Raw genomic sequence first — 24,620 nt, forward strand, 5'->3', positions numbered from 1 at the left:
GCCTGCTGCTTTGTTGTGGCGATAGTCAGTAGCATGGAATAGCGATCTTGCTCACACGGATAGCGGCTTCTGTTGTTGATAGATGTAAAAGTATACAGATTCACTAAAGTCTGTTCAGAGAGTGGCCGATAGCCTCTATTACATCAGGGTCTTTCCCTGCTTCGTCACAACAACAAGGATCTGTCGTCATGACCCTCTCTTTGCGCGGCAAGCTGCTGGCAACCAGTCTCGGGGTGGTGCTGCTGATGGCATCACTGCTCGGCATCGTTGCCTTTCACACCCTCAAATCCCGCACCATGAGCGCCATCCAGAGCGAGGCGGTCAACTATGGTCACGCCTACTCGGTCGCCATCGGTGACTGGATGGCGGATCGCAAGAACACGGTGCACGCGCTGGTGAACCTGATCGCCGACAACCCGCAGGCCGAGCTGGTGCCACACCTGAAGCAGGCCTATACCTCGGGCGGCTTCGGCCTCACCTACTTTGGTTCGACTCAGGGGGTGATGACCCGCCAGGATCCTTCCCTCAACACCGGCAACTATGACCCGCGCGAGCGCCCCTGGTATCAGGATGCGGTGAAGGCGGGGCAGCTCATCGTCACCGCCCCCTATGTCAGCGTCACCATGCAGAAGCTGGTGGTGACCCTCTCCGAGCCGGTGCGCCATCAGGGCGAGCTGGTCGGCGCCGTGGGGGCCAACCTGGCGCTCGACAAGCTGATCGACGAGGTGCTGGCGATGCAGGTGCAGGGCGAGGGGTACGCCATGCTGCTCGACAGCAGCGGCCTCATCGTCGGTCACCCCAACAAGGAGCTGGCGCTCAAGCAGATTGGCGAGCTCTCCCCCGATCTGTCGGCGGCCACCTTCCAGCAGTGGGGCCGCGAGAACAACGAACTGCACGCCGCCACCCTCGACGGGCGCGACGTGCTGCTGGCGGTACAGCCGGTGCCGGGCACCGACTGGCTGCTGGCCATGGTGATGTATCGTGACGTGCTGGAGGCGCCGCTCGCCTCCCTTCTGTGGCAGCTGGTGGGCCTGACGCTGGTGCTGATGCTGGTGTTCAGCGCCCTGCTCACCGCCATGTTCAAGTATCTGTTTGCCGATCTGGGCCGGGTGGCCGGTGCGCTGCATGACATCGCCCATGGCGAGGGGGATCTCACCGTCCATATCGACACCCGCAGTCAGGATGAGGTGGGTCAGCTGGCGCGCAACTTCAACCAGTTCGTGGCCCGGCTGCACGGCATCGTCAGCCGGCTGCGCGATGTCACCGTCGAGCTGGCTGCCCAGTCCCGCGCTCAGGCGGCCGGCGCCCACTCCCGCAGCCAGCGGGTGCGTCAGCAGCAGGACGAGATCGTGATGGTGGCGACCGCGGTGACCGAGATGGCCTCCGCTACGCAGGAGATCGCCGGCAACGCCGAGTTTGCCGCTACCACCTCCGGCGAGGCGGTCAAGCTGGCGGTCGCCGGTCAGTCGCAGGTCGGCCAGAGCCAGCGCAGCATTACCGGGCTGGCGGACGAGGTGGCCGATGCCAGCCAGATCATCAATGAGCTGGATGCCCACGCCCAGAAGATCAGCGGCATTCTGGCCACCATCAGCGGCATTGCCGAGCAGACCAACCTGCTGGCGCTCAACGCCGCCATCGAGGCGGCGCGGGCCGGTGAGCAGGGGCGCGGTTTTGCGGTGGTGGCGGATGAGGTGCGAGTGCTGTCGCGCCGTACTCACGACTCCACCGACGAGATCCAGCAGATGATCGAGACCCTGCAGCAGACCACCCGCCGCGCCGTGGGTGGCATGGAGACCAGTCGCCAGCTGGCGGGCACCAGCGTCGAGGATGCGGAGTCCGCCAACCAGAGTCTGGCGCGGATCAACGAGGCGATCGGCTCCATCAGCGACATGGCGACCCAGATTGCGGCGGCGGCGGAAGAGCAGACCTCGGTGACCAGCGAGATCAGCCGCAACACCGAGAATATCCGCCACGTCTCGCAGGAGCTGGCCGAGCAGGCCAATCAGGAGGCGGCGCAGGCGGCCGAGCTGAAGGCGCTGACCGAGCGGCTGGAACAGGAGATCGGCCGTTTCCGGCTCTGAGCCTCAGGCCATCTTCCATGAAAAAGGGCAGCCCGCGGGCTGCCCTTTGTTATTGTCGCTGACCGTCAGGCGGCGCTCTCCAGCTGCGCCAGATGGAAGGCACGCCAGTTGCCGTCGGGCAGATAGTGCTTGCCCTGCTGCCACCTGGGATCGTGCTGCACCACGTAGCGGTAGTGGTAGGCCTGCTGCTGGCCGACATAACGCCCCTGCGCCGGGTCGAAGATCTCCACCTCGATGAGCTGGCGCAGATATTCGCTCTGGGGATCATCCTCGCCGTGGAAGTTCTCCATCTCGTCGAGGGCCGCGATGGCGGCAGGGAAGTCGTCCAGCACAAACAGCTCGCCATAGACCCAGTCATCCCCCTGCAGCAGGGCGGGGTAGCCCTTGTGCTGCAGGTGATAGAGGGCGCCGCGCACCCGGGCGCGTCGCGGCGTCTGGCTCACGTGGTGAGCCAGATAGCGGCGGTAGTTGAACAGCCCGTCCATCAGGCTGCCGTAGACGAACAGCGGGCGTGGCTGGCAAAGGCTCATGAGATCTCGCCGCCCACGACCTTGATATCGCCATCCTGCTGCAGCACCACCGCCTCGATGGCCAGCGCCAGCGCGCGGGTAATCTCGCTCATGGCGAGGCAGGGCTGGTTCACCTTGTCCGCTACCTGCTCGGTGATGTAGGGAACGTGGATAAAGCCGCCGCGCACCGCCGGGAACTCTTTTTCGATCAGGTAGTGCAGCTGGTACATGATGTGGTTGCAGACGAAGGTGCCGGCAGTGTTGGAGACCGCCGCCGGAATGCCGTTCTCCTTGATGCGCTGCACCATCCCCTTGAGGGGCAGACGGGAGAAGTAGGCCGGTGCGCCATCGGCCTGAATCACTTCGTCGATGGGCTGCTGCTGCTCGTTGTCGGGGATACGGGCATCGTCGATGTTGATGGCGACCCGCTCCGGGGTAATGGCGAAGCGACCGCCCGCCTGGCCGACGTTGATCACTACGTCAGGCTGGTGCTGGCGCATCAGCTCCGCCAGCAGGGTGGCTGATTTGCCAAAGACGGTGGGGATCTGCGCCTTGATCACGGTGGCGTCCAGAATGGTCTCTGGCAGGCGCTTGACCGCCTCCCATGCCGGGTTGATGGGCTCGCCACCGAAGGGGTCAAAACCGGTAATCAGTACTTTCATCATCTTCTCCCGAATGGTCAGAATGCCCAGAAATACATGAGTGCGATATGGATCAGCACCAGCGTCAGCGCCATCGGCACCTGCACCTTGATCACCTTGTTGAGATCCTTCATCTCCAGCAGGGCGGCGGGCAGGGCGTTGAAGTTGGCGGCCATGGGGGTCATCAGGGTGCCGCAGAAGCCGGCGGTCATCGCCAGCGCACCGGCCACCACCGGGTCACCGCCCTGGGCGATGACGAAGGGGATGCCGATACCGGCGGTGATGACGGTGAAGGCGGCGTAGGCGTTGCCCATGATCATGGTGAAGACCATCATGCCGAGGCAGTAGGCAACCACCCCGACGAAGGGGCTGCCGACCGGCACCACGGTAGAGATGCCGTGGGAGATGACATCGCCGACGCCGGATTTGTTGAAGATCACCCCGAGCGCGGCCAGCAGTTGCGGCAGAATGCCGGTGATGCCGACCTGCTGGATCATCCGGTCGGAGTCACCCACCACGGTGGAGGGGGTGGCACGAGTCAGCAGGACCGTGATGACGAAGGCGATGACCGCCGCCAGACCGATACCCACCTGACCGCCAAGGGGGGTGAACTGGGCGATCACCACCGCCAGCACGGCCAGCAGGATGCAGGGGAGGAAGATCCGGTTGCCGATGCGGTTGGCGTGGCGCTGGGACTCCTCCTCGCCCGCCTGCTCCAGCTTGCCGATCTTCACCTGCTTGAGCAGGGTGATGACCCCCATGGCGAGGATCAGCACGCCATTGATGACATTGGGGATATAGCTGCCGAAGGCAAACAGCACACCCAGGATGGTCCAGAACAGGGCGGTACCGATTTTGGCCGGGTGGCTGGGGTCACGCAGGACGCGCCAGGCGCTGCTGAACAGGATGACGCCGATCAGCACATAAAAGAATTCGAGCATGTTGGGGATGAGGGTCGCCATTATTGTTGCCCCTCCTTGTCGCTGCTCACGGTATATGTCTTGGCCATCTGACGGTCAAACCACATATTGGAAATAGCCACCATCAGCAGGGCGATAATGGCGATCGGCATGGATGCCTTGGCAATATCGACGGCAGAGACGCTATATCCAAGAGATTCAAATGTACCGACGATCAGCAATACCCCGGCTGAGGCGACGAAGGTATTCTGGGCAAAGAAGTTGCCGTAGTTTTCGGTGGCCGAAACCCGCGCCTTGATATATTCCTCGTCCTCTTCGCTTAATTTGCCGTGCACCTTGGTGGCGGCTGCCTGAGTCATGGGATTTACCAGCGGACGAATAAACTGGGTGTGACCCTGAACCCGCACCGAGAAGAGACCGGCCAGTTCGCGGATAAACATATAGAGGGTCATGAACTTGCCCGGGGTGAGCTTCTTGATCCGCTCGATCAGGGTGACAGCCTGCTGTTTGAGGCCGTAGCGTTCACAGATGCCGATCATCGGCAAGGTCAGCAGAAACAGCGTCACCATGCGGTTGGAGACGAAGGCTTCCCCCAGCAGGGAGAGGCAATCGGTCATGGAGAGACCGGAGACCAGCGCCGTGGTGACGGCGGCCACCAGTACAACAGCCAGGGTGTCGAGTTTGAAATAAAAACCCAACAAAATAATAAGAATGCCGCTCAGTTTAATCCATTCCAATTAGCCACCTCGTTAAAGTGAATATTTATGTGTAATTTTTGGTAGCCGAGTTGTTTATCACCAGACTCCGGGGATGGCAACAAATAATCACTTTGGTGGGATTCGTTTGGTTTTTAATTACCTTTTGCTGTTGGTTTATTGCTCTCTGGTCAACGGTGAATCCCATTATTTTGACGCTATTTCGTTTCACCTTAATCAGCTGTGGCAATGATTGCCGGTGCCTGTGTGGCAAGGCAGAACTGATAATATGGCTATTATTTGTTGCGCTATTGGCAGGGCATGATGCAGCTTCGCAATATATTGGCAACAACCAACCGGCGGTATTTTTATGGCTGCGAAGGTGGGGGCGGGGGATTCACTGGAAAGGAAAAACAAGCCGGTGGCGAAGGCGTTTCGCCACCGGTGGCAGGGGTCAATGACTCTGTTTGACCCAGATAAGCTGGTCGGTGGCAAAGCCCAGCGATTTCGCCTTGGCGAGCAGCGCATCCACCTTCGCTTTGGGCGGGTTGGGTGAGCGGGCGAGGATCCAGAGGTAGTCGTGGTTGTAGCTGGTCACCAGCGAGAGCTGGTAATCGGGATCGAGATCGATGACGTTGTAGCCGCCGTAGAAGGGGCCGAAGAAGCTCACCTTGAGCCGTGCCTCGTCAGGGCTACCGACGAAGTAGGCCTTGCCCTCGGCTTCGCGCCAGCTGCCATCGCTCTGCTTGCCGCGGTTGAGCACCTTGACGCCACCATCGTCACGCAGGCTGTAGGTGGCACTCACCTGCTCCAGCCCGCGTTCGAAACCGTGGTCGAGGCGGGCAATCTCGTACCAGGTGCCGAGATAGCGGTCGAGCTGGAAGCCGGTGACGGGGCGGATGCCGTCGGCGAGGCCGGTGCAGGCTGTCAGCAGCCAGACGGTAAACAGACAAAGCAGTGAACGCATAGGTAATCCCTCTCTCGTTATCCCTCTATGATGCGAAGCTGGCCATCCCGAAAGCGGGAGGCCTGATCTGTCGGCGTGCTGCCGAAGAACCGTTTGTACTCCCGACTGAACTGGGAGTTGCTCTCGTAACCGACTCTGGCGGCGGCCGCCCCCGCCTTGATGCCGTCGTGCAGCATCATCAGACGCGCCTTGTGCAGGCGAAACGACTTGATGTACTGCAGCGGCGAGGTGGCGGTGACCGCCTTGAAGTGGTGGTGAAAGGCGGAGACGCTCATGTTCACCTCCCGTGCCAGCTCCTCAATGGTGAGGTTGTCGGCGTAGCGCTGCTCTATCATACGCAGCACCCGGGCTATCTGGCCCACGTGATTGTGGCGGTTGGCGAGCGCCTGCAACGCCGGGCCGCCCCCCTCGGTGAGGGCGTGAAACAGCATCTCCCGCACCGTTTGCGGCCCCAGCACCTTGGCGTGCAGCGGATTGTCCATCAGCTCGATCAGCCGCTCGGCGGCGCAGAACATGGTCTCCGACAGGGGGACCGAGTGGACGCCGCTCTTTTGCGGTGCGGGGGCGGGCAGGGCATCGCCCAGCTCCAGCAACAGCTCCTGCAGGATGACCAGATCGATCTCGATGGAGAAACCGATCAGGGGCTGCTCGGGGGAGGCGAAACACTCGCACTCGCAGGGCAGCGGCAGGGTCATCAGCAGGTAGTGGTTGGGGTCGTAGCGAAATACCTGATCCGCCAGATAACCCACCTTGTGCCCCTGCAGGATCACGATCATCCGCGGCTGGTAAAGCACCGGAGTGCGGCCGTGGTACTCGGTGGTGTAGATGAGATTGACCTGTTTCACCGGGGACGGGGAGATGCCGGGGGTGGTGACGTGGCGGGCTACTCTGGCGGCGAGGTCGCTGTAACGGTTTTGCATGGGTGCTCTTTGATTCGACTGTTTTGGTTTTCACTGCTTTGTAGTAATAGGCAAGAATCAAGCAGGATGTTGTCTTGATGGTAGGGTTGTTCTGGAGAAAAATGCAATCACGATTTCGCGGCCAGGCCGCCCTGACTATCAGAAGAAGGCAATGTCGATGAACAACTTTACTCTCCATACCCCGACCAAAATCCTGTTCGGCCAGGGGCAGATCGCCCAGCTGCGCGAGCAGCTGCCGAGCGATGCCCGCGTCATGATCACCTACGGTGGCGGGAGCGTGGTACGCAGCGGTCTGCTGGAGCAGATCCGCAGCGAACTGGCTGGCTTCACCCTGTTTGAATTTGGCGGCATCGAGCCCAACCCGGCCTACGAGACCCTGATGGGCGCCGTGGCTCTGGCCCGTGCCGAGCGGGTCGACTTCCTGCTGGCCGTTGGCGGCGGCTCGGTGCTCGATGGCACCAAGTTTATCGCCGCTGCCGCGCACTACGATCCGGCCAGGGATCCCTGGCACATTCTCGAGACCGTCGGCAGCGAAATGCGCTCCGCCATTCCGCTCGGTTCGGTGCTGACCCTGCCGGCGACCGGTTCCGAAATGAACATGGGTGCCGTCATCACCCGTCGCAGCAGTGGCGACAAGGTGCACTTCTTCTCGCCGTTCGTGATGCCGCGCTTTGCCGTGCTCGATCCGGTGCTCACCTACACCCTGCCCGAGCGTCAGGTGGCTAACGGAGTGGTGGATGCTTTCGTCCACATCGTGGAGCAGTACCTCACCTATCCGGTCAACGCCAAGGTGCAGGATCGCTTCGCCGAAGGCTTGCTGCTGACCCTGATCGAAGAGGGCCCCAAGGCGCTGGCCGAGCCGCACAACTACGAGGTGCGTGCCAACATCATGTGGAGTGCCACCATGGCGCTGAACGGCCTGATCGGTGCCGGTGTGCCGCAGGACTGGGCCACCCACATGCTGGGTCACGAGCTGACCGCTCTGCACGGACTTGACCATGCCCAGACTCTGGCAGCCGTGCTGCCCGCCCTGCTGCAGGCCAAGCGCAAACAGAAGCATGCCAAGCTGCTGCAATACGCAGAGCGGGTGTGGGGTCTGCGCAGCGGCAGCGAAGCGGAGCGCATCGACGATGCCATCGCCGCGACCCGCGACTTCTTCGAGCGGATGGGGGTCAAGACCCGGCTGCGCGACTACGGTCTCAAAGATCTGGGTATCGATACCCTGATCGGCAAGCTGGGTGAGCACGGCATGAGCCGTCTGGGCGAGCACGGCGATATCGATCTGGTGCAGAGTCAGCATATTTATGAAGCTGCCTGGTAAAAGCCCCGGATCGGGCGCCAACCGGCGAAACGATTGAATATCGAGGGCCGCCTCCTGCCAGCTGGCGGGAGTGCGGCCCTGTCATTGTTGTGAAATTGTTATTTTTTCGGCCTTTGCCGCAGCCGTACAGAGCTCCGGCGCATTTCGTAAGAACAAAAAACGCTAAGATAGAGAGCCGGTGAAACATTTTTTTTGACTGGTTGGATCACTTTTTTCAGCCGTTTTTACTGGTATAAGCCTCTAATTTGGTTTGTTTTTTTTAATCCTCGGCGGGGATGGGCTGAAATCTGTACGCGTGCTGTCAGGCGTGCGGTTGTAATAAAACTCCAAAATTTGATACTAATCACCTTCGCGCCTGAAAAGCGGGGGCCTGACCATGACAGGAGGTTGAGGTAAAGCCTACTGATTTTCATAACAAAGAGCCCAAGACCTGCACTTTGGTCATGTCTTGTTTCGCCAGAAATGAGACACTGGGCAGCGATTGTTTATTAACCATCAGGGAATAGTCATGCAGATTGGAATACCGAGAGAGAGTCTCGTCGGTGAGACCCGGGTCGCAGCGACCCCGGCTACCGTCGAGCAGCTGAAAAAGCTCGGCTTCGAGGTCGCCATCGAGACCGGCGCAGGCCTGTCGGCCAGCTTCGATGATGCCGCCTTCGAGGCTGCCGGTGCCAGCGTGGTGCCGAATGTCTGGCAAGCCGACCTTATCTTCAAGGTCAATGCGCCGACCGATGCCGAGATCGCACAAATTAAAGATGGCGCCACTCTGATTAGCTTCATCTGGCCTGCCCAGAACCCCGAGCTGGTCAAGAAGCTGTCCGAGCGCAACATCAATGTAATGGCGATGGATATGGTGCCGCGGATCTCCCGTGCCCAGTCCCTCGATGCCCTCTCCTCCATGGCCAACATCGGTGGCTATCGTGCCGTCGTTGAAGCTGCGCACCAGTTCGGTCGCTTCTTCACCGGCCAAATCACTGCTGCCGGTAAAGTGCCGCCTGCCAAGGTACTGGTGATCGGTGCCGGCGTAGCCGGTCTGGCTGCCATCGGTACTGCCGGTTCCCTCGGTGCCATCGTGCGTGCCTTCGATACCCGTCTGGAAGTGGCCGAGCAGATCGAATCCATGGGTGGCGAGTTCCTCAAGCTCGACTTCGGCGGTGAGGATGGTTCCTCCTCCGATGGTTACGCCAAAGTGATGAGCGAAGAGTTCATCAAGGCCGAGATGGAGCTGTTTGCCCAGCAGGCCAAAGAGGTGGACATCATCATCACCACCGCCCTGATCCCGGGCAAGCCTGCTCCCAAGCTGATCACCAAAGAGATGGTCGACAGCATGAAGCCGGGCTCCGTCATCGTGGACATGGCCGCTCAGGCCGGCGGCAACTGTGAATACACAGTGCCGGGCGAACTGCATGTCACCGCCAACGGCGTCAAGGTGATTGGTTACACCGATCTGCCGGGTCGCCTGCCTGCCCAATCCTCCCAGCTCTACGGTACCAACCTGGTCAACCTGATGAAGCTGATGTGCAAGGAGAAGGACGGCAACGTTGCCATCGACTTCGAAGACGTGGTTCAGCGCAACATGACGGTGATCCAGGCCGGTGAAGTGACCTTCCCGCCGCCCGCCATCTCCGTCTCTGCTGCCCCGCAGAAACCGGCCGCCGCCAAACCGGCCGCCAAGAAGGAAGAGGCCAAGCCTTCCAACAAGAAGTTCGTGTTCGGTGCCCTTGGCATCGCCGCCTTCGGCTGGATTGCGTCCGTTGCCCCGGCAGCCTTCCTCTCCCACTTCACCGTATTCATCCTGGCCTGTGTGGTCGGTTACTACGTGGTGTGGAACGTCTCTCACGCCCTGCACACGCCGTTGATGTCGGTCACCAATGCCATCTCCGGCATTATCGTGGTCGGTGCCCTGCTGCAGATCGGGCAAGGGTCGACTCTGGTTACCGCATTGGCCTTCATCGCCGTGCTGATTGCCAGTATCAACATCTTCGGCGGCTTCACCGTCACTCAGCGCATGCTGAAGATGTTCCGTAAGGATTAAGGGGGTTTAACGTGTCTCAAGGACTGGTAACAGCATCCTATATCGTTGCCGCCGTGCTCTTCATCCTCAGTCTCGCGGGACTGTCGAAGCAAGAGACGGCCAAACATGGCAACCTGTTCGGTATCGCGGGTATGGCCATCGCCCTGATCGCGACCGTGTTCAACCCGGAGACCAGTGGCGTTCACTGGATCATTCTGGCCATGGTGATCGGTGGTGCCATCGGCGTGCGTCTGGCGCTCAAGGTCGAGATGACCGAGATGCCCGAGCTGGTGGCCGTGCTGCACAGCTTCGTGGGTATGGCGGCAGTGCTGGTGGGCTTCAACAGCTTCATCGATCTGCACCCCTCCGCACCTGCTGAAGTGGTTGTCTCCGTTGGTTCCAACCTGGATGCCACTCTGGCAGCCGCCCGTGCGGCGTTCGAGCAGGCAGCCAGCGTTGCCCAGGTCGAGCACCTGACCGGCGCCATGCTGAACATCCACCTGGTCGAGATCTTCCTCGGCGTCTTCATCGGTGCGGTGACCTTCACCGGTTCCGTGGTGGCGTTCGGCAAGCTGCGTGGTCTCATCTCCTCCAAGCCGCTGATGCTGCCGCACCGCCACAAGCTGAACCTGCTGGCTGTGGTCGCCTCTCTGGCCCTGATGGTCTACTTCGTCAACGCCGGTGGCTCCACCTTCGCTCTGCTGGTGATGACCCTGATCGCCTTCGCCTTTGGCTGGCATCTGGTTGCCTCCATCGGTGGTGCCGACATGCCGGTCGTGGTCTCCATGCTGAACTCCTACTCCGGTTGGGCGGCAGCGGCGGCGGGCTTCATGCTCTCCAATGACCTGTTGATCGTCACCGGTGCGCTGGTGGGTTCCTCCGGTGCCATCCTCTCTTACATCATGTGCAAGGCGATGAACCGCTCCTTCATCTCCGTGATAGCCGGTGGCTTCGGCTCCGATGGCGTGGCCTCCACGGCTGATCAGGAGATGGGCGAATACCGCGAAACCAGCGCCGAGGAAGTGGCTGACCTGCTGAAAAACTCCAGCTCTGTCATCATCACCCCGGGCTACGGTATGGCGGTGGCACAGGCTCAGTATCCGGTTGCCGAGATCACCCAGAAGCTGCGTGACCGCGGCGTCAAGGTGCGCTTCGGTATCCACCCGGTTGCCGGTCGTCTGCCTGGCCACATGAACGTGCTGCTGGCGGAAGCGAAAGTACCGTATGACATCGTGCTGGAAATGGACGAGATCAACGAGGACTTTGCCGATACCGATACCGTGCTGGTGATCGGTGCCAACGACACCGTCAACCCGGCTGCGATGGAAGACCCGGGCAGCCCGATCGCCGGCATGCCGGTGCTGGAAGTGTGGAAAGCGCAGAACGTCATCGGCTTCAAGCGCTCCATGAACACTGGTTATGCCGGTGTCCAGAACCCGCTGTTCTTCAAAGAGAATACCCAGATGCTGTTTGGCGATGCCAAGGCCAGCGTCGAGGCAATCCTGAAAGCACTGTAAGTGCCATTCAGAGATGGGATATCAAGGAGGCTTCGGCCTCCTTTTTTATTGCCCATCCCTTGTATATCCTCAATCCATACGGACCATGAGGGATCTCCATGATGTGGTGTCAGGGTTGGCGAAGGATCGGGTGTTACGGTTGGTTGCTGGCCTCGCTGTTTGGTGCCGGTTTGGCGGCTGCGGCGGACAAACCGCCGACCCTGACGCTGCTGACCGAGCTGTGGCCGCCCTACGTGATGCGTGATGATGGAGGTCGACTGGTGGGAGCCGATCTCGATCTGGCTTGTACCGTGCTGCAGCAGCTTGGCTATCGCACCGAAATCAGGGTGCTCCCCTGGAAGCGGGTATTGCAGCAGGCGATGCTGCGCGAAGGAGATGCGGTGATCGACATCTTCTATGCCGAGGCTCGCAAGAGCTGGCTCTACTATCCCGATGAGCCGCTCTCCTACAGCGGCGAGGTGCTCTTCTATCCGGTGGATCGTCCGCTCCATGTCACCCGGCTGGCCGACCTCAAGGGGTTGCGGGTCGGCATTCAGGCCGACTATGCCTACAGTAAATCCTTTCTGACCGATACCGGGGTGATCCGGGTGCCGATGACGGGGGAGGGGAATGCCGTCAAGCAGCTCCACCTGATGATGGCGGGCAGGCTGGACGGGGTGGTGCTCAACGAGCTGGTCGGACGGTATCTGCTGCACACCCAGGGGCTGCAGGATCAGGTGAGCCACGGCTCCTATATGTTGACCGACGATAGCCGCAACTTTCTCGGATTTACCCACAAACCCGGCCACGATCAGCTGGCTATCCGTTTCTCTGCCGCCCTGAAACTGTTCAAGCAGACCCCCGCCTACAAGCAGCTGCTGGCCCGCTATCACCTCTAGGCGGGCCCGCCCGCTGTGCGTTGCCTCACAATTTGTCGCACTTTGTTAAAAGACGGGCATAATGGCGCTGAAAAAAGCGATATTGCGCAACTTAATTTGATTTTATTGATATTAGAATCAAATTCAGTTGATTTGCATGGAGCTGCCATCAGGCGGCTACCTCTCTCGCGACGCCGTTGCGGCGCGCCCCGAATTGATGCTGACCCCCGGTCACCCTTTTTGCCATGCTGTTGCCTGTGGCGATGACAGGCATTGCGCCACCAAGATGAGATTGCACAGATGAAAGCACAATGGACCGACTTTATTACCCTGCTCAAGCGTGAAGTGGTGCCGGCCCTTGGCTGCACCGAGCCGATGTCGGTCGCCCTGGCTGCGGCCAACTGCCGCAAGCTGCTGGGGCAGGATCCGACCCGTATCAGTGTCTGGGTCAGCGGCAACCTGTTCAAGAACGGCATGGGAGTCGGGGTGCCGGGCACCGGCATGATCGGCCTGCCGGTGGCCGCTGCGGTCGGCATCACAGGGGGCAACCCGGATGCCGGGCTGGAGGTGCTCAAGACTCTCACGTCAGAGCAGGTGGAAGCGGCCAAGGCGCTGCTGCCCGCCATCAAGGTGGACGTGAAGGATGTGCCGGACGTGCTCTACGCCGAGGTACTGGCCGAGGTGGAGGGCCACAGCGCCCGGGTGGTGATCTGTACCGACCACACCCGCATCATCCTGATGGAGAAGGATGGCGAGGTGCTGATGCAGCAGGACAACGCTCCCGGCGTGCAGATCCAGCCAGCCAAATCCGCCAAACCGACCATGACCCTGCGCGAGATCGTCGATTTTGCATTGGAAGTGCCGCTGGCGGAGATCGACTTCATCCGCGAGGCCGCCACCATGAATCAGGCGCTGGCAGATGAAGGGCTGCAGGGTTACGGCCTGCGCATCGGCAAGATCCTCACCGAACAGGTGGAGCGCAAGCTGCTCTCCGATGACCTGATGACACTGGCGATGCGCCTCTCCTCCGCTGCTTCCGATGCGCGGATGGATGGCGCCATGCTGCCCGCCATGTCCAACTCCGGCTCCGGCAATCAGGGTATTGCCGCCACCATGCCGGTGGTCGCGGCGGCCCGCTTCCTCAAGGCGAACGACGAGCAGCTGACCCGGGCGCTGGTGATGAGCCATCTGGTGGCCATCTACATCAAGACTTACCAGAACAAGCTGTCGGCTCTCTGCGCCGCCAGCACCGCCGCCATGGGCTCCGGCGCGGCCATCACCTGGCTGCTGGGCGGCCAGTTCGAGCAGATCAGCCACTGCATCAACAACATGATTGGCGATGTCTCCGGCATCATCTGTGACGGCGCCGGCAGCGCCTGCTCCATGAAGGTCTCGACCTCGACCTCGGCGGCGGTGAAATCCTCGCTGATGGCCATCAACAACCTGCATGTGCCCCAGAGCGAGGGGATCGTCTCCGACGATGTGGACCAGACCATCGCCAATCTGGGCCGGCTCTCCAAAGAGGGGATGCTGGATACCGATATCGAGATCATCAACATCATGCGAGCGAAACAGCAGAAGCCATAAGTTTGTAAAACAAAGGGGGCTCAGACCCCCTTGTTTATGTCGTGACGGGTCAGGCCGTCAGACACGGTTGCCAGGGCATGCGTCGTGCTTGCTCTTGTTTCCCGGGCATTGCCCGCTTTTTGGGGGGTCATCTCATGACACTTAGCGTTATCGGTAATCTGGCCATTGCGGCCTTCTTGCTGTTCTTCCTCTATCGGTTGCAGCAAAAACATGTGAGCTTCACCCGCCGGGTGTTTGCCGGTCTGGGGCTGGGTATCCTGTTCGGGGCCGCCCTGCAGCTGCTCTACGGAGCGGGTTCTGCGGTGATTGGCCAGACCATCGACTATCTCGATATCGTCGGTAGCGGCTATGTGAAGCTGCTGCAGATGATCATCATCCCGCTGATCATGGTCTCCATCATCAGCGCCATCCTCAAGCTCAACGGCGGTACCGCCCTTGGCAAGATCAGTGCCATGACCATCGGCGTGCTGATCTTCACCACCGCTATCGCGGCAGGGGCTGGCATCCTGATGTCCAACCTGTTTGGTCTGACTGCGGAAGGGCTCACTGCCGGTGCTGCGGAAAGCGCTCGTGGTGCGGCGCTGCAGAGCACCCTCGGTAGCGTCGAGAGCATGTCCTTTGCCAAGATGGTGCTGGAGTTCATTCCGGCCAACCCCTTCCTCGACATGACCGGCGGTCGCAAGACTTCCACCATTGCCGTGGTGATCTTCTCCATCTTCATCGGTCTGTCGGCTACCGGGATTGCCCGCAAGAAGCCGGAGATCTTCGCCAGCTTCAGCCACTTCATCGCCGTGGCCCACGCCATCGTGATGCGGATGGTGACCCTGGTGCTGCGCCTGACCCCGTTCGGTGTGCTGGCCCTGATGACCAAGGTGGTATCCGGTTCCAACTACGCTGACATCATCAATCTGCTCAGCTTCGTTATGGCCTCTTACGGCGCTATTGCCATCATGTTCGCCGTGCACCTGCTGCTGGTCGGCATGGTCGGCATCAACCCGGCCCGCTTCCTCAAGAAGATCACGCCGGTGCTGGCGTTTGCCTTCACCTCCCGTACCAGTGCGGGCTCCATCCCGATGAACGTGCAGACCCAGACCAAGTCGCTGGGTATTCCGGAGGGGATCGCCAACTTCGCCGCCTCCTTCGGTTCCACCATCGGTCAGAACGGCTGCGCCGGTATCTATCCGGCCATGCTGGCTGTGATGATTGCACCGACTGTCGGGGTCAACCCGATGGATCCGAGCTTCATCATGACTCTGATCGCCATCATCACCGTCAGCTCCTTCGGGGTGGCCGGCATTGGCGGCGGCGCTACTTTTGCCGCGCTGATCGTGCTCTCCGCGCTGGACTTCCCGGTGGCGCTGGCCGGTCTGCTCATCTCCATCGAGCCGCTGATCGACATGGGCCGTACCGAGCTGAACGTCTCCGGCTCCATCACCGCGGGCACGGTCACCAGCCGCCTGCTGGGGGAAACCGACATGAACGTATTCAACAGCGATCACGAAGTGAGTCTGGACGGCGAAGAGTCCACCATCTGATCCGCTGCGGGAGGGGCAACCTTCCCGCCATCAACCACAGGGAGGGCATGCCCTCCCTGCGTCATTGACAGGAGCAACTATGAGAATCGTGATCATCGGTGGCGAAGCCGCCGGTATGAGTGCGGCCGCCAAAGCACGCCGACTGGCCAAAGAGGCCGAAATCGTGGTGTATGAAGCATCCGAGGTGATCTCCTTCGGTGCCTGCGGCCTGCCCTACTTCGTCGGCGACGAGTTTCAGGAGCCCGGCTACATGGCCGAGTTCACCCCAGAGCAGTTCGCCGCCAAGGGGATCGAGGTCAAGATTGGCCACCGGGTGCTGAGTCTGGATGCTGCCGCGCAGACGCTGACTGTCGAGCACAACGGCGACACCTTCACCGATCGCTACGATCGGCTGATGATCGCCACCGGCGCCCGCGAAGTGATGCCACCCATCCCCGGTTTGCAGCTGCAAGGGGTATTCGGTCTGCGCCGGATGGCCGACGGACTGGCGCTGAAGGCGGCGGTACAAGACAAGAACAATCGCCGCGCCGTGGTGATCGGTTCCGGCTTTATCGGGCTGGAGGTGGTCGAGGCGCTGGTGCATCAGGGCAAAGAGGTGCGTCTCATCGAGCTGGCGGATCGGGTTATTCCCGATGCGTTTGATGGCGAGATCACCCAGCACATCGAAACCGAGTTGCGTGAGCAGGGGGTCTCTCTCCATCTTGGCGAGCGGGTCGAAGCGTTGCTGGGGGATGGCCGGGTGACCGGCGTGCGAACCAGTCAGGGCGAGTACGAAGCTGATATCGTGGTGGTCTGTACCGGGGTCAAGCCCAACACCGAGTTTCTGGCTGATACCGGCATCGAGCGGCTCGGCAACGGTGCCATCAAGGTGGATCGGCAGGGACGCAGCTCGTTGGCCAATGTCTGGTCGGCCGGCGACTGTGCCAGCGTCTGGCACGCCGTGAAGCAGCAGCAGGTCTATGTGCCGCTCGCTACCATCGCCAACAAGCTGGGCCGCATGGTTGGTGAGAACCTGGCCGGTGCAGAGCAAGAGTTCCCGGGCACCCTCGGCTCTGCCGCGCTCAAGGTGCTGGGGCTGGAGGCGGGCCGTACCGGTCTCTCCGAGCAGGAGGCCAATGCGATGGGGATCGACTATCGCACCGTGGTGATCAAGGACAAGTGCCACACCAACTACTGCCCGGGTCAGTCCGACATTCACGTCAAGCTGGTCTACGAGGCGGGCAGCAAGCGCTTGCTGGGCGGCCAGATCCTCGGTCGCAAGGGGGCGGTACACCGCATTGATGCACTGGCGGTGGCCATCACCATGGGGGTGACCACCGAGCAGCTCGGCATGCTGGATTTTGCCTATGCGCCGCCCTTCTCCCGCACCTGGGATGCCCTGAACGTGGCGGGCAACGTCGCGAAGTAACAGGCGCTGCTCAGGCGGAAAATGAGAAGAGGCGGCACAGGGTGCCGCCTCTTCTTTTTGCTTAAAACTGCCTCAGGGATCGGCAGGGGGATCTTGCCGCTCCGGCTTGCCTGTCGCCGGTTTGCTGCCGACCAGCACGGCGCCGAAGAAGATAAGTGCAACGCCTGCCGCCTTGCTCGTCACCAGCGGTTCGGCAAAGGCCGGCATGCTTACCGCCAGCAGATAGACCAGCCCGTAACTGGTGCTGAGCAGCGGGTAGGCGATATTGAGCGGCGTCGAGTGCAGCGCCGCCAGCCAGCAGAGCAGCGACAGCCCGTAGCAGAGGATGCCGATGGCGATGGTGAGGAGCGGCAGGGGGTGAGCCAGCATCACGGCGGGATCGGCTTGCCACTCAGGGAGGCTTATCGCCCCCCACTTCATGCAGAGCTGCGCCACTGTCACCAGCACTATGCTGCCCAGTACGTAGAGATAACCCTTCATAGCAGACCTCCCAGCAGCAGGGCGCCGACAATGATGGCGGCAGCCCCCAGCCAGTTGCGGCTGCTCACCGGCTCGCGGAAAAAGAGGCGCGAGCCGAGCAGCACCAGCACCAGATTGAGGCTGAGCATGGGGTAGGCCATGCTCAGCGGCAGCCGCTGCAGCAGATAGATCCAGAGCAGCATGCCGCTGCCAAGGGCTGCAATGCTCCCCAGCAACCAGGGAGAGGCGAGCTTCTGCCAGTGGCCTTGCGGTGTGCGTTGCCAGCTGATGACCGCCTGCTTTTGCAGCATCTGGCCCGCACTGGTGAGGAGGCTGACCAGCAGGAGGAGCAGGATATCCATCAGCGATTCCCGTGGTAGACGAGCAGGGTGAAGCGGTGACTGCGGATGGTCTGGTCTGCCGGGGGCAGCGCGGCGATCTGCTCGTCATCATCGGTGCGCAGCAGCAGGGCGACCTGCCCCTCCTGGCGAGCCTGTGCCAGCCAGTTCGGGAACTCCTCTTGCGTGACATAGCGCCCCTTGCCCTGCGGATAGCCAAGGCCATATCTCAGCTCGCCCATGCTGTCGAACAGGTTGACCTCGCTGCGCTTGGTCTCCCAAGCGATGGAGGAGGCGGTACCCACCTCGTTGGCCAGCAGGGTGTGGGATTCCATCAGGATCTCCCGGTTGGCCTTGATGAAGTGCTCCGGCAGTTTGGAGTCCACCAGCGATAACGGCAGCGCCAGCGGCAGGGCAACGGCCAGCACCATGGGACAGAGGGCGCTCAGCTGCCAGCTGCGGACGGGAGCCACCAGCTGGATAAAGCCGAGCAGCGACCAGCTGGCGAAGATCGCCATGGCAATGGCCAGCTTGCCCATCTCGTAGCGGCCGTAGACCGCATGTTGTGGCGAGAAGGCCAGTACCGCCAGCACCCCTACGCAGATGAGACCGAACAGGCCGTTGATCCAGGCGTTGAGGCGAAATGGCTGATCGCGCCCCTCCCTGAGGGCATTGACCGCGCTGTTGGCGAGCAGGATGGCCAGCGGGGCGAAGCAGGGCAGGATATAGGTGAGCAGCTTGCCCTTGGCGATGCTGAAGAAGATAAAGGGCAGTACCAGCCAGGCCAGCAGATAGAGAGTCTGCTGGCCGATCTTGCGCTCCTGCCACCCCTGCTTCAGTGCGCCCGGCAGCAGCCCCAGCCAGGGCAGGGTGCCGAGCAGCCCCATCGGCAGGTAGTACCAGAAGGGGGACTTGTGCTGGGCATCTTCCGAGGCGAAGCGCTGGATGTGCTCAATCCAGAAGAAGTAGTGCCAGTAGTCCGGCTCCCGCTGATGGATGGCAATGGCCCAGGGGGCGGCCAGCAGGGCGGCGCTCAGGATGGCCAGCGGCCCGAAGCGCACCAGTTCGAGCAGGCGTCCCTGGGTCAGCATATATGGGACCAGCACGATGACCGGCACCGCCAGCGCGATGAACCCCTTGGTGAGGAAGCCCATACCACAGGCGAGACCAAACAGCAGATAGCCCGCCATCCTGCGGCCGGGCGGCCCCTCCTGCCGGATGAGGTAGAAGCTCACCATGGCGGCGTTGAGCCAGAGGGTCACCATGGCATCCAGCACGCTGTAGGTGCCGATGCCGTAGACGATCAGGGTCGAGAGATAGATGAGGCTGGCGAACCACGCCTTGCGCCGGCACTGCCAGAGCTGGAGGGTAAACCAGAAGACCAGTAACGCGCTCAGCCCGGTCGAGGCGGCCGAGGCGAAGCGGACGGCAAAGTTGCTCTCGCCGAACATCAGCTGGCTGAGGCTGTTGAACCAGTAACCGGCGATGGGTTTCTCGAAGTAGCGCAGGCCGAGGAAGTGGGGCACCACCCAGTCACCCGTGGTGACCATCTCCCGGCTGATCTCGGCGTAACGGTTTTCGTCCGGGCTCCACAGCATCCGCTGGTTGAGCGGCAGCAGGTAAAAGAGCAGAAAGAAAAGGGGCAGGGCCCATCGGGTCATCTTCATGAGATCCTCGGTTGCAATCTGGTGAGCTGGTTCATGGGGTTGCCTTGCAGCCGAGCCACCCTTCGCGCCCCGGCAGGGTGCCGCGCAGCAGGTGACCGGTCGGTAGTTGAGTCGGGTCGGACGGGAGCAGCTCGCCAAGGGGGACGAAGCGGATGCCGCGCGTTTTGGCCTCGCCGAGCAGGGCATCGAACTGATCCGCCATGACGATCCCCTCCACCTCGGCGTGGATGGTGTAGACATGGGGTCCCGGTTGCGGTGTCGCGGTCAGCTGCTTCAGCAGGAAGTGGTTGAAACCGTCGACCGTCACCTGATGCCCCACCACCTCGTCGAAGGTGGGCAGGTTGACCGGGATCTGCGGGGTGCCGGGCCGTCCATCCTCCAGAATGGGGCGGAACAGGCCGCAGCCGCGGCAGTCGCTGTTGTAGCGAAAGCCGAACTGCTCCTTGGCTTGGGTGGTGAGCGGATCGGCCCGCCAGCCGGCGGCGGCGGAGCAATCCACCGCGTGCCCCAGGATCTCGCTCAGGGCATCGACTCCGAGCCGGGTCTGGCGGATCAGCTCGGCCTCGTTCCAGCGACCGGTGTTGGCCTGCCAGCCGTGGTGATCCCAGGCGTGCAGCCCCACCTCGTGGCGGGCGCTGTCGGTGTCGCGCATCAGGGAACCCAGCTCTCTGCCGATAGGCTTGCCGGGCCAGGCGGTGCCGGCCAGCAGGATATCGAGCCCATACAGGGATGCTGCGTTGGAACGCAGCATCTTGAGAAGGAAGCGGGGCTTGAGCAGGCGCCACAGGTGGCGCCCCATGTTGTCGGGACCGACCGAGAAGAAAAAACTCCCCTTCACCTGATGCCGGTCGAGCAGTTGCAGCAGGCGGGGAACCCCGTCACGGGTCCCCCTGAAGGTATCGACGTCGATCCGCAGACCCACTTCAGTCATGCTCGACTCCTGTGGTGACCGCCCCTTGCAGGAAGAAGTCCAGCGTCTTGCCGATGGTCTCTTCCATCTCGATGGTCGGTTCCCAGTCGATCAGCTTGCGGGCATTGCGGATGCTCGGACGACGGTGGGAGACATCCTGATAGCCGTCGCCGTAGAAGGACTTGCTCTCCACCAGCTTGAAGCCGGCGAACGGCGGGAAGTGGTCGCGCAGCGGGTGGGCATCGAACTTGGCGAGCAGCACCTCCGCCATCTCGCGAATGCTCGCCTCGTTGTCCGGGTTGCCGATGTTGATGATCTGGCCGTTGCAGCGATCGTTTTTGTTCTCGACGATGCGGAACAGGGCTTCGATGCCATCCTCGATATCGGTGAAGCAGCGCTTCTGGGCGCCGCCATCCACCAGCTGGATCGGGGTACCGTCCACCAGATTGAGAATGAGCTGGGTGATGGCGCGGGAGCTGCCGATGCGGGCAGAGTCCAGACTGTCGAGGCGCGGCCCCATCCAGTTGAAGGGGCGGAACAGGGTGAAGTTGAGCCCCTCTTTCTTGCCGTAGGCCCAGATGACCCGATCCAGCAGCTGTTTGGAGACGGAGTAGATCCAGCGCTGCTTGTTGATGGGGCCGACGATGAGGCGGGATTCATCCTCGTCGAAGCTGTGATCGTCACACATCCCGTACACCTCTGAGGTGGAGGGGAAGATGATGCGCTTGTTGTACTTGACGCAGTAGCGGACGATCTTGAGGTTCTCCTCGAAATCGAGCTCGAACACGCGCAGCGGGTTACGGGTGTACTCGATGGGGGTGGCGATGGCCACCAGCGGCAGGATCACGTCGCACTTCTTGATGTGATACTCGATCCACTCGGTATGAATGCTGATGTCCCCCTCCACGAAGTGGAAGTTGGGGTGGCCGATGAAGCGATCCACGGCGCTGGAGCCGATGTCGAGGCCATACACTTCGTAGCCGCCATCCTTGAGCAGACGCTCGGTGAGGTGGTTGCCGATAAAGCCGTTGACGCCGAGGATCAGCACCCGGGTCAGGCGCGCCTTGCGCAGGGCATTGCTCGCCTTGGCGCCGATCTTCATTCCTTCGACCAGCCCCAGTTCGCGGGCCAGTTGGGTGCCGCGTACATAGAGCCCCCCTTCGGCCTGACCGGCCAGGATCTCCAGCACGCCCTCACCACAAGCCACGCGCAGTGGATCGTGGGAGAGAATGGTGCCCGGCTGCTGGTCGCTCTGGATCGCCAGCGGCTGCGATTTCCAGACCGTCAGCTTGCGATCGCCGGCAAAGCTGAAGGCCCCCGGATAGGGCTGGGTGACGGCGCGTACCAGATTGTTGAGCTCGCGGGCCGGACGGTGCCAGTGCAGTTCGCCATCGGCCGGGGTGCGGCGGCCATAGTAGCTCGCCTTGCTCTCGTCCTGCGGGGTGAAGCGGCTCTCCCCGCGCTTGAGTTTGACCAGTTCACCTTCCAGCAGGGCATGGGCCGCCTGACGCACCTTGCCATGCAGGGTCAGCGCGGTGTCGTCGTCGGCAATGGCCACCGCCTGCTGGGCGACGATATCGCCGGCATCGGGTTTGGCCGTCATCCGGTGCAGGGTGATGCCGGTCTCGGTCTCGCCGTTGACCAGACACCAGTTGATGGGCGCGCGGCCGCGATAGGCGGGCAGCAGGGAGCCGTGCAGGTTGAAGGCCCCGACGGTCGGGATATCGAGGATCTCCTGCTTGAGCATGTTGCGGTAGTAGAAGGAGAAGATGGCCTCGGGTGCCAGCTCGCGAATGCGCTCAATCCAGAGCGGATGGTTTACGTCTTCGGGGGAGAAGACCGGCAGGTCGTGCTCGGCACAGCGCTGGGCGACCGAGTCGAAGAAGCGGTTCTCGCCCGGATCGTCGGCGTGGGTAAAGACCGCCTGGATCTGATAGCCGGCCTGAAGCAGGGACTCGATACCGGTGCAGCCGATATCGTGATAGGCAAAGACGACAACTTTCATGATTGAGTTTCCTGTTGCGAAGCATCCGGGGTGGAGCGAACGATTTGGTGAATGAAGTAGCGGGGGCGGGCACGCACATCGGTGTACATGCGGCCGATGTACTCACCCAGCAGCCCCATCCCGATCAGCTGCACGCCGACAAAGGTGAAGAGAATGGCAAACAGGGTGAAGACGCCGTCTGCTGCCCAGTCGGCGCCCATCAGCAGGCGCAGCAGGATCAGCAGGATCGAGAAGGTGAAGCCGATCCCCGCCACCACGCTGCCAACGATGCTGAGCAGGCGCAGCGGGGCCGTGGTCATGCAGGTGACCAGGTCGTACATCAGGTTGATGAGGTGCATCAGGCCATATTTGGATTCGCCGTGGGCGCGCTCGGCGTGGCCCACCTCCAGCTCGGTGGTGCGGCGGGCAAAGCTGTTGGCCAGAATGGGGATGAAGGTGCTGCGCTCCTGACAGCAGAGCATGGCGTCAATGATGTGGCGACGATAGGCGCGCAGCATGCAGCCGTAGTCGCTCATCTGGACGCCGGTCGCCCGCTGTACCGACTTGTTGATAAAGCGCGAGGCCGTCTTGCGAAACCATGAGTCCTGCCGGTTGCGGCGGATGGTGCCGACCACGTCATACCCTTCCATGGCGGTGGCGACCAGCCGCGGGATCTCTTCCGGCGGGTTTTGCAGGTCGGCATCCAGGGTGATCACCAGATCCCCTTTGGCGGTCTCGAAGCCGGCCATGATGGCGGCATGCTGGCCATAGTTGCGGTTGAGCAGCACAGCAACCAGCTTGCTCCCTTCGCGGGCCGCTGCCTCGCTGATGATGGTGGCGGAGCGGTCGCGGCTGCCATCGTCGATCAGGATCACCTCGTAATCCTGACTCAGCTGCTCGCAGGATTCGGTGACGCGCCGCAGCAGCTCGGGCAGGCTCTCCTCCTCGTTGTAGACGGGGATGATGACGGAGACCCGCTTGATGTCGTTATGGTTCACGTGTCGTTACTCCAGTATGTCGGTCAGGGCTGCCACGACCCGATCCACGTCGGAGAGCGTCATGTCGGGGAAGAGGGGCAGGGTGCAGAGCCGTGACGAGTTCCACTCGGTATTGGGCAGCGAGAGTGCCGGGTAGCGCTCCCGGTAGTACTTCTGGGTATGGGCCGCCTTGAAGTGCAGGCCGGTGCCGATGCCACGCTCCAGCAGCGCCTGCATCAGTTGATCGCGATCGAGGCCGCAGCGGGCCGGATCGACCCGCACCATGAAGAGGTGCCAGGCGTGCAGATGGGCATAATCGGGGATGGCGAGCGGTTCGAACGGCAATCCCTCCAGCAACTCCCGATAGCGGGCAACCAGGATGGCGCGCCGGGCGTTGAGCTCGGGCAGGCGGGCCAACTGCACCAGCGCGATGGCGGCGTTGATGTCGGCCAGGTTGTACTTGAAGCCCGGCATGATCACCTCGGCCTGCGGCTTTCGGCCCAGCGTCATCCGGTCGAAGGCATCGACCCCCAGACCGTGGAATTTCAGCATCCGCACCTTGTCGGCCAGCGCTTTGTCATCGGTCACCAGCATGCCCCCTTCGGCACAGGTGAGGTTCTTGATGGCGTGGAAGGAGAAGATGGCGGTGCCGGTCTCGCCGATCCAGCGGGCGCGATAGCGGGTGCCGACCGCATGGGCGGCATCTTCGATGACCGGAATATCGTGCTGGCGACCCAGGGCGAGGATGGGGTCGAGGTCGACCGGCGCCCCGGCGTAATGAACCGGGATGATGGCCCGGGTGTTGGGGGTGATGAGCGGCGCTATCTGCCCGGCGCTGACCATCAGGGTATCCCTGTCCACATCGACAAAGACGGGGGTGGCCCCCAGCAGGGTGATGATGTTGATGGTGGAGACCCAGGTCTGGGAGGGGGTGATCACCTCGTCACCCGGGCCAATCCCCAGTGCCATCAGGGTGACATGCATACCGGCCGTTGCGGAGCAGAGCGCCACCGCATGCTGGCAGCCAAAGGTCTCGCAGAAGCGCTGCTCCAGCTCATGATTTTTCGGGCCCGTGGTGATCCAGCCCGATTGCAAAACCTCGCTGACGGCATTGATCTCGGCCTCGCTCATGGCGGGTTTCGAGAATGGCAGAAAGTTTTTCATACGACTCCAGTCTTAATGTCGCAAGAGATCAAATAGCAATGAAAACCGGTGTTGCCGATTTTCACTGGAAATATGCATGGCGCAGAAATTTATATCCTTCGATATATTTTCGAAGGTAACTGAATAGCGAGTTTTTATTCAAGCGCACA

General features: G+C 61.7%; 21 protein-coding genes. 8 read left to right on the plus strand and 13 right to left on the minus strand.

Annotation, left to right across the window (positions count from 1 at the left end):
• The first annotated feature begins 188 nt into the window (after positions 1–188).
• Positions 189–2,081 carry a methyl-accepting chemotaxis protein gene (locus BS300_RS15410; protein ID WP_071913785.1) on the plus strand — a complete coding sequence of 631 codons (1,893 nt, stop codon included), beginning with the start codon at positions 189–191 and terminating at the stop codon, positions 2,079–2,081.
• A gap of 65 nt (positions 2,082–2,146) precedes the next feature.
• Here BS300_RS15410 and BS300_RS15415 read toward each other — a convergent pair whose 3' ends face one another.
• The 6 genes from BS300_RS15415 to BS300_RS15440 form a co-directional block, all read right to left on the minus strand.
• A complete protein-coding gene (locus BS300_RS15415) occupies positions 2,147–2,611 on the minus strand; it encodes a gamma-glutamylcyclotransferase family protein (RefSeq protein ID WP_042657314.1) in 465 nt (154 codons plus the stop codon).
• On the minus strand, positions 2,608–3,255 hold the full coding sequence (pcp, locus tag BS300_RS15420) for a pyroglutamyl-peptidase I (protein ID WP_244463207.1): 648 nt from the start codon (positions 3,253–3,255) through the stop codon (positions 2,608–2,610). Before pcp ends, BS300_RS15415 begins: the two co-directional genes overlap by 4 nt.
• A 14-nt stretch (positions 3,256–3,269) precedes the next feature.
• Positions 3,270–4,193: a DUF979 domain-containing protein gene (locus tag BS300_RS15425; RefSeq protein WP_071913787.1), complete on the minus strand. Its 924-nt coding sequence runs from the start codon at positions 4,191–4,193 to the stop codon at positions 3,270–3,272.
• Positions 4,193–4,888, minus strand: a complete 696-nt coding sequence (locus BS300_RS15430; protein ID WP_041209532.1) for a DUF969 domain-containing protein — start codon at positions 4,886–4,888, stop codon at positions 4,193–4,195. The genes BS300_RS15425 and BS300_RS15430 overlap by 1 nt, the downstream gene beginning before the upstream one ends.
• A gap of 412 nt (positions 4,889–5,300) precedes the next feature.
• The gene (locus tag BS300_RS15435) at positions 5,301–5,813 is read right to left on the minus strand and encodes a lipocalin family protein (RefSeq protein ID WP_071913789.1); all 513 of its coding nucleotides are present in this window, start codon (positions 5,811–5,813) and stop codon (positions 5,301–5,303) included.
• Positions 5,814–5,830: 17 nt separating this feature from the next.
• Positions 5,831–6,733, minus strand: a complete 903-nt coding sequence (locus BS300_RS15440) for an AraC family transcriptional regulator (RefSeq protein WP_071913791.1) — start codon at positions 6,731–6,733, stop codon at positions 5,831–5,833.
• 157 nt (positions 6,734–6,890) lie between these two features.
• Between BS300_RS15440 and yqhD the strand changes: the two genes are divergently transcribed.
• From yqhD to BS300_RS15475, 7 genes are all read left to right on the plus strand, one after another.
• Positions 6,891–8,054: an alcohol dehydrogenase gene (yqhD, locus tag BS300_RS15445; protein WP_071913793.1), complete on the plus strand. Its 1,164-nt coding sequence runs from the start codon at positions 6,891–6,893 to the stop codon at positions 8,052–8,054.
• A 508-nt stretch (positions 8,055–8,562) separates the two neighbouring features.
• Positions 8,563–10,089: a Re/Si-specific NAD(P)(+) transhydrogenase subunit alpha gene (gene pntA, locus BS300_RS15450; RefSeq protein WP_042031897.1), complete on the plus strand. Its 1,527-nt coding sequence runs from the start codon at positions 8,563–8,565 to the stop codon at positions 10,087–10,089.
• Between the two features lie 11 nt (positions 10,090–10,100).
• Entirely contained in the window at positions 10,101–11,585 is a 1,485-nt protein-coding gene (gene pntB, locus BS300_RS15455) for a Re/Si-specific NAD(P)(+) transhydrogenase subunit beta (RefSeq protein WP_041209536.1), read from the plus strand.
• A gap of 98 nt (positions 11,586–11,683) precedes the next feature.
• Positions 11,684–12,463: a transporter substrate-binding domain-containing protein gene (locus tag BS300_RS15460; RefSeq protein ID WP_071913795.1), complete on the plus strand. Its 780-nt coding sequence runs from the start codon at positions 11,684–11,686 to the stop codon at positions 12,461–12,463.
• A gap of 279 nt (positions 12,464–12,742) precedes the next feature.
• The gene (locus tag BS300_RS15465; protein WP_071913797.1) at positions 12,743–14,029 is read left to right on the plus strand and encodes an L-serine ammonia-lyase, iron-sulfur-dependent, subunit alpha; all 1,287 of its coding nucleotides are present in this window, start codon (positions 12,743–12,745) and stop codon (positions 14,027–14,029) included.
• A gap of 134 nt (positions 14,030–14,163) precedes the next feature.
• Positions 14,164–15,564, plus strand: a complete 1,401-nt coding sequence (locus BS300_RS15470; protein WP_071913800.1) for an L-cystine transporter — start codon at positions 14,164–14,166, stop codon at positions 15,562–15,564.
• A gap of 79 nt (positions 15,565–15,643) precedes the next feature.
• A complete protein-coding gene (locus tag BS300_RS15475; RefSeq protein WP_071913803.1) occupies positions 15,644–16,972 on the plus strand; it encodes a CoA-disulfide reductase in 1,329 nt (442 codons plus the stop codon).
• Positions 16,973–17,044: 72 nt separating this feature from the next.
• On the opposite strand, the gene arnF is transcribed toward BS300_RS15475, so the two are convergent.
• Genes arnF through arnB form a run of 7 tightly spaced genes read right to left on the minus strand, consistent with a single transcriptional unit; the run spans position 17,045 to position 24,471 of the window.
• Positions 17,045–17,452: a 4-amino-4-deoxy-L-arabinose-phosphoundecaprenol flippase subunit ArnF gene (gene arnF / locus BS300_RS15480; RefSeq protein WP_071913805.1), complete on the minus strand. Its 408-nt coding sequence runs from the start codon at positions 17,450–17,452 to the stop codon at positions 17,045–17,047.
• The gene (locus BS300_RS15485) at positions 17,449–17,793 is read right to left on the minus strand and encodes an EamA family transporter (protein ID WP_071913807.1); all 345 of its coding nucleotides are present in this window, start codon (positions 17,791–17,793) and stop codon (positions 17,449–17,451) included. The genes arnF and BS300_RS15485 overlap by 4 nt, the downstream gene beginning before the upstream one ends.
• A complete protein-coding gene (arnT, locus tag BS300_RS15490; RefSeq protein ID WP_071913809.1) occupies positions 17,793–19,436 on the minus strand; it encodes a lipid IV(A) 4-amino-4-deoxy-L-arabinosyltransferase in 1,644 nt (547 codons plus the stop codon). Before arnT ends, BS300_RS15485 begins: the two co-directional genes overlap by 1 nt.
• 31 nt (positions 19,437–19,467) lie before the next feature.
• The gene (gene arnD, locus BS300_RS15495) at positions 19,468–20,367 is read right to left on the minus strand and encodes a 4-deoxy-4-formamido-L-arabinose-phosphoundecaprenol deformylase (RefSeq protein WP_071913812.1); all 900 of its coding nucleotides are present in this window, start codon (positions 20,365–20,367) and stop codon (positions 19,468–19,470) included.
• Positions 20,360–22,351: a bifunctional UDP-4-amino-4-deoxy-L-arabinose formyltransferase/UDP-glucuronic acid oxidase ArnA gene (gene arnA / locus BS300_RS15500; protein WP_071913814.1), complete on the minus strand. Its 1,992-nt coding sequence runs from the start codon at positions 22,349–22,351 to the stop codon at positions 20,360–20,362. The genes arnD and arnA overlap by 8 nt, the downstream gene beginning before the upstream one ends.
• Positions 22,348–23,328, minus strand: coding sequence for an undecaprenyl-phosphate 4-deoxy-4-formamido-L-arabinose transferase (gene arnC / locus BS300_RS15505; protein WP_042031885.1), 981 nt, complete (start codon positions 23,326–23,328; stop codon positions 22,348–22,350). The genes arnA and arnC overlap by 4 nt, the downstream gene beginning before the upstream one ends.
• Positions 23,329–23,334: 6 nt before the next feature.
• Positions 23,335–24,471, minus strand: coding sequence for a UDP-4-amino-4-deoxy-L-arabinose aminotransferase (gene arnB, locus BS300_RS15510; protein WP_071913816.1), 1,137 nt, complete (start codon positions 24,469–24,471; stop codon positions 23,335–23,337).
• Between the last annotated feature and the right edge of the window lie 149 nt (positions 24,472–24,620).

This window comes from Aeromonas sp. SCS5 (genome assembly GCF_001887375.1).
In the GTDB taxonomy this organism is placed as follows: domain Bacteria; phylum Pseudomonadota; class Gammaproteobacteria; order Enterobacterales; family Aeromonadaceae; genus Aeromonas; species Aeromonas jandaei.

Coding starts and splice junctions, on each gene's coding strand:
- arnD (WP_071913812.1), bottom strand. CDS start 20,367: ATGACTGAAGTGGGTCTGCGGATCGACGTCGATACCTTCAGGGGGACC.
- arnB (WP_071913816.1), bottom strand. CDS start 24,471: ATGAAAAACTTTCTGCCATTCTCGAAACCCGCCATGAGCGAGGCCGAG.
- pntA (WP_042031897.1), top strand. CDS start 8,563: ATGCAGATTGGAATACCGAGAGAGAGTCTCGTCGGTGAGACCCGGGTC.
- yqhD (WP_071913793.1), top strand. CDS start 6,891: ATGAACAACTTTACTCTCCATACCCCGACCAAAATCCTGTTCGGCCAG.
- BS300_RS15435 (WP_071913789.1), bottom strand. CDS start 5,813: ATGCGTTCACTGCTTTGTCTGTTTACCGTCTGGCTGCTGACAGCCTGC.
- BS300_RS15485 (WP_071913807.1), bottom strand. CDS start 17,793: ATGGATATCCTGCTCCTCCTGCTGGTCAGCCTCCTCACCAGTGCGGGC.
- BS300_RS15425 (WP_071913787.1), bottom strand. CDS start 4,193: ATGGCGACCCTCATCCCCAACATGCTCGAATTCTTTTATGTGCTGATC.
- arnA (WP_071913814.1), bottom strand. CDS start 22,351: ATGAAAGTTGTCGTCTTTGCCTATCACGATATCGGCTGCACCGGTATC.
- BS300_RS15475 (WP_071913803.1), top strand. CDS start 15,644: ATGAGAATCGTGATCATCGGTGGCGAAGCCGCCGGTATGAGTGCGGCC.
- BS300_RS15410 (WP_071913785.1), top strand. CDS start 189: ATGACCCTCTCTTTGCGCGGCAAGCTGCTGGCAACCAGTCTCGGGGTG.
- BS300_RS15465 (WP_071913797.1), top strand. CDS start 12,743: ATGAAAGCACAATGGACCGACTTTATTACCCTGCTCAAGCGTGAAGTG.
- arnT (WP_071913809.1), bottom strand. CDS start 19,436: ATGAAGATGACCCGATGGGCCCTGCCCCTTTTCTTTCTGCTCTTTTAC.
- arnF (WP_071913805.1), bottom strand. CDS start 17,452: ATGAAGGGTTATCTCTACGTACTGGGCAGCATAGTGCTGGTGACAGTG.
- BS300_RS15460 (WP_071913795.1), top strand. CDS start 11,684: ATGATGTGGTGTCAGGGTTGGCGAAGGATCGGGTGTTACGGTTGGTTG.
- BS300_RS15415 (WP_042657314.1), bottom strand. CDS start 2,611: ATGAGCCTTTGCCAGCCACGCCCGCTGTTCGTCTACGGCAGCCTGATG.
- BS300_RS15470 (WP_071913800.1), top strand. CDS start 14,164: ATGACACTTAGCGTTATCGGTAATCTGGCCATTGCGGCCTTCTTGCTG.
- BS300_RS15440 (WP_071913791.1), bottom strand. CDS start 6,733: ATGCAAAACCGTTACAGCGACCTCGCCGCCAGAGTAGCCCGCCACGTC.
- pcp (WP_244463207.1), bottom strand. CDS start 3,255: ATGATGAAAGTACTGATTACCGGTTTTGACCCCTTCGGTGGCGAGCCC.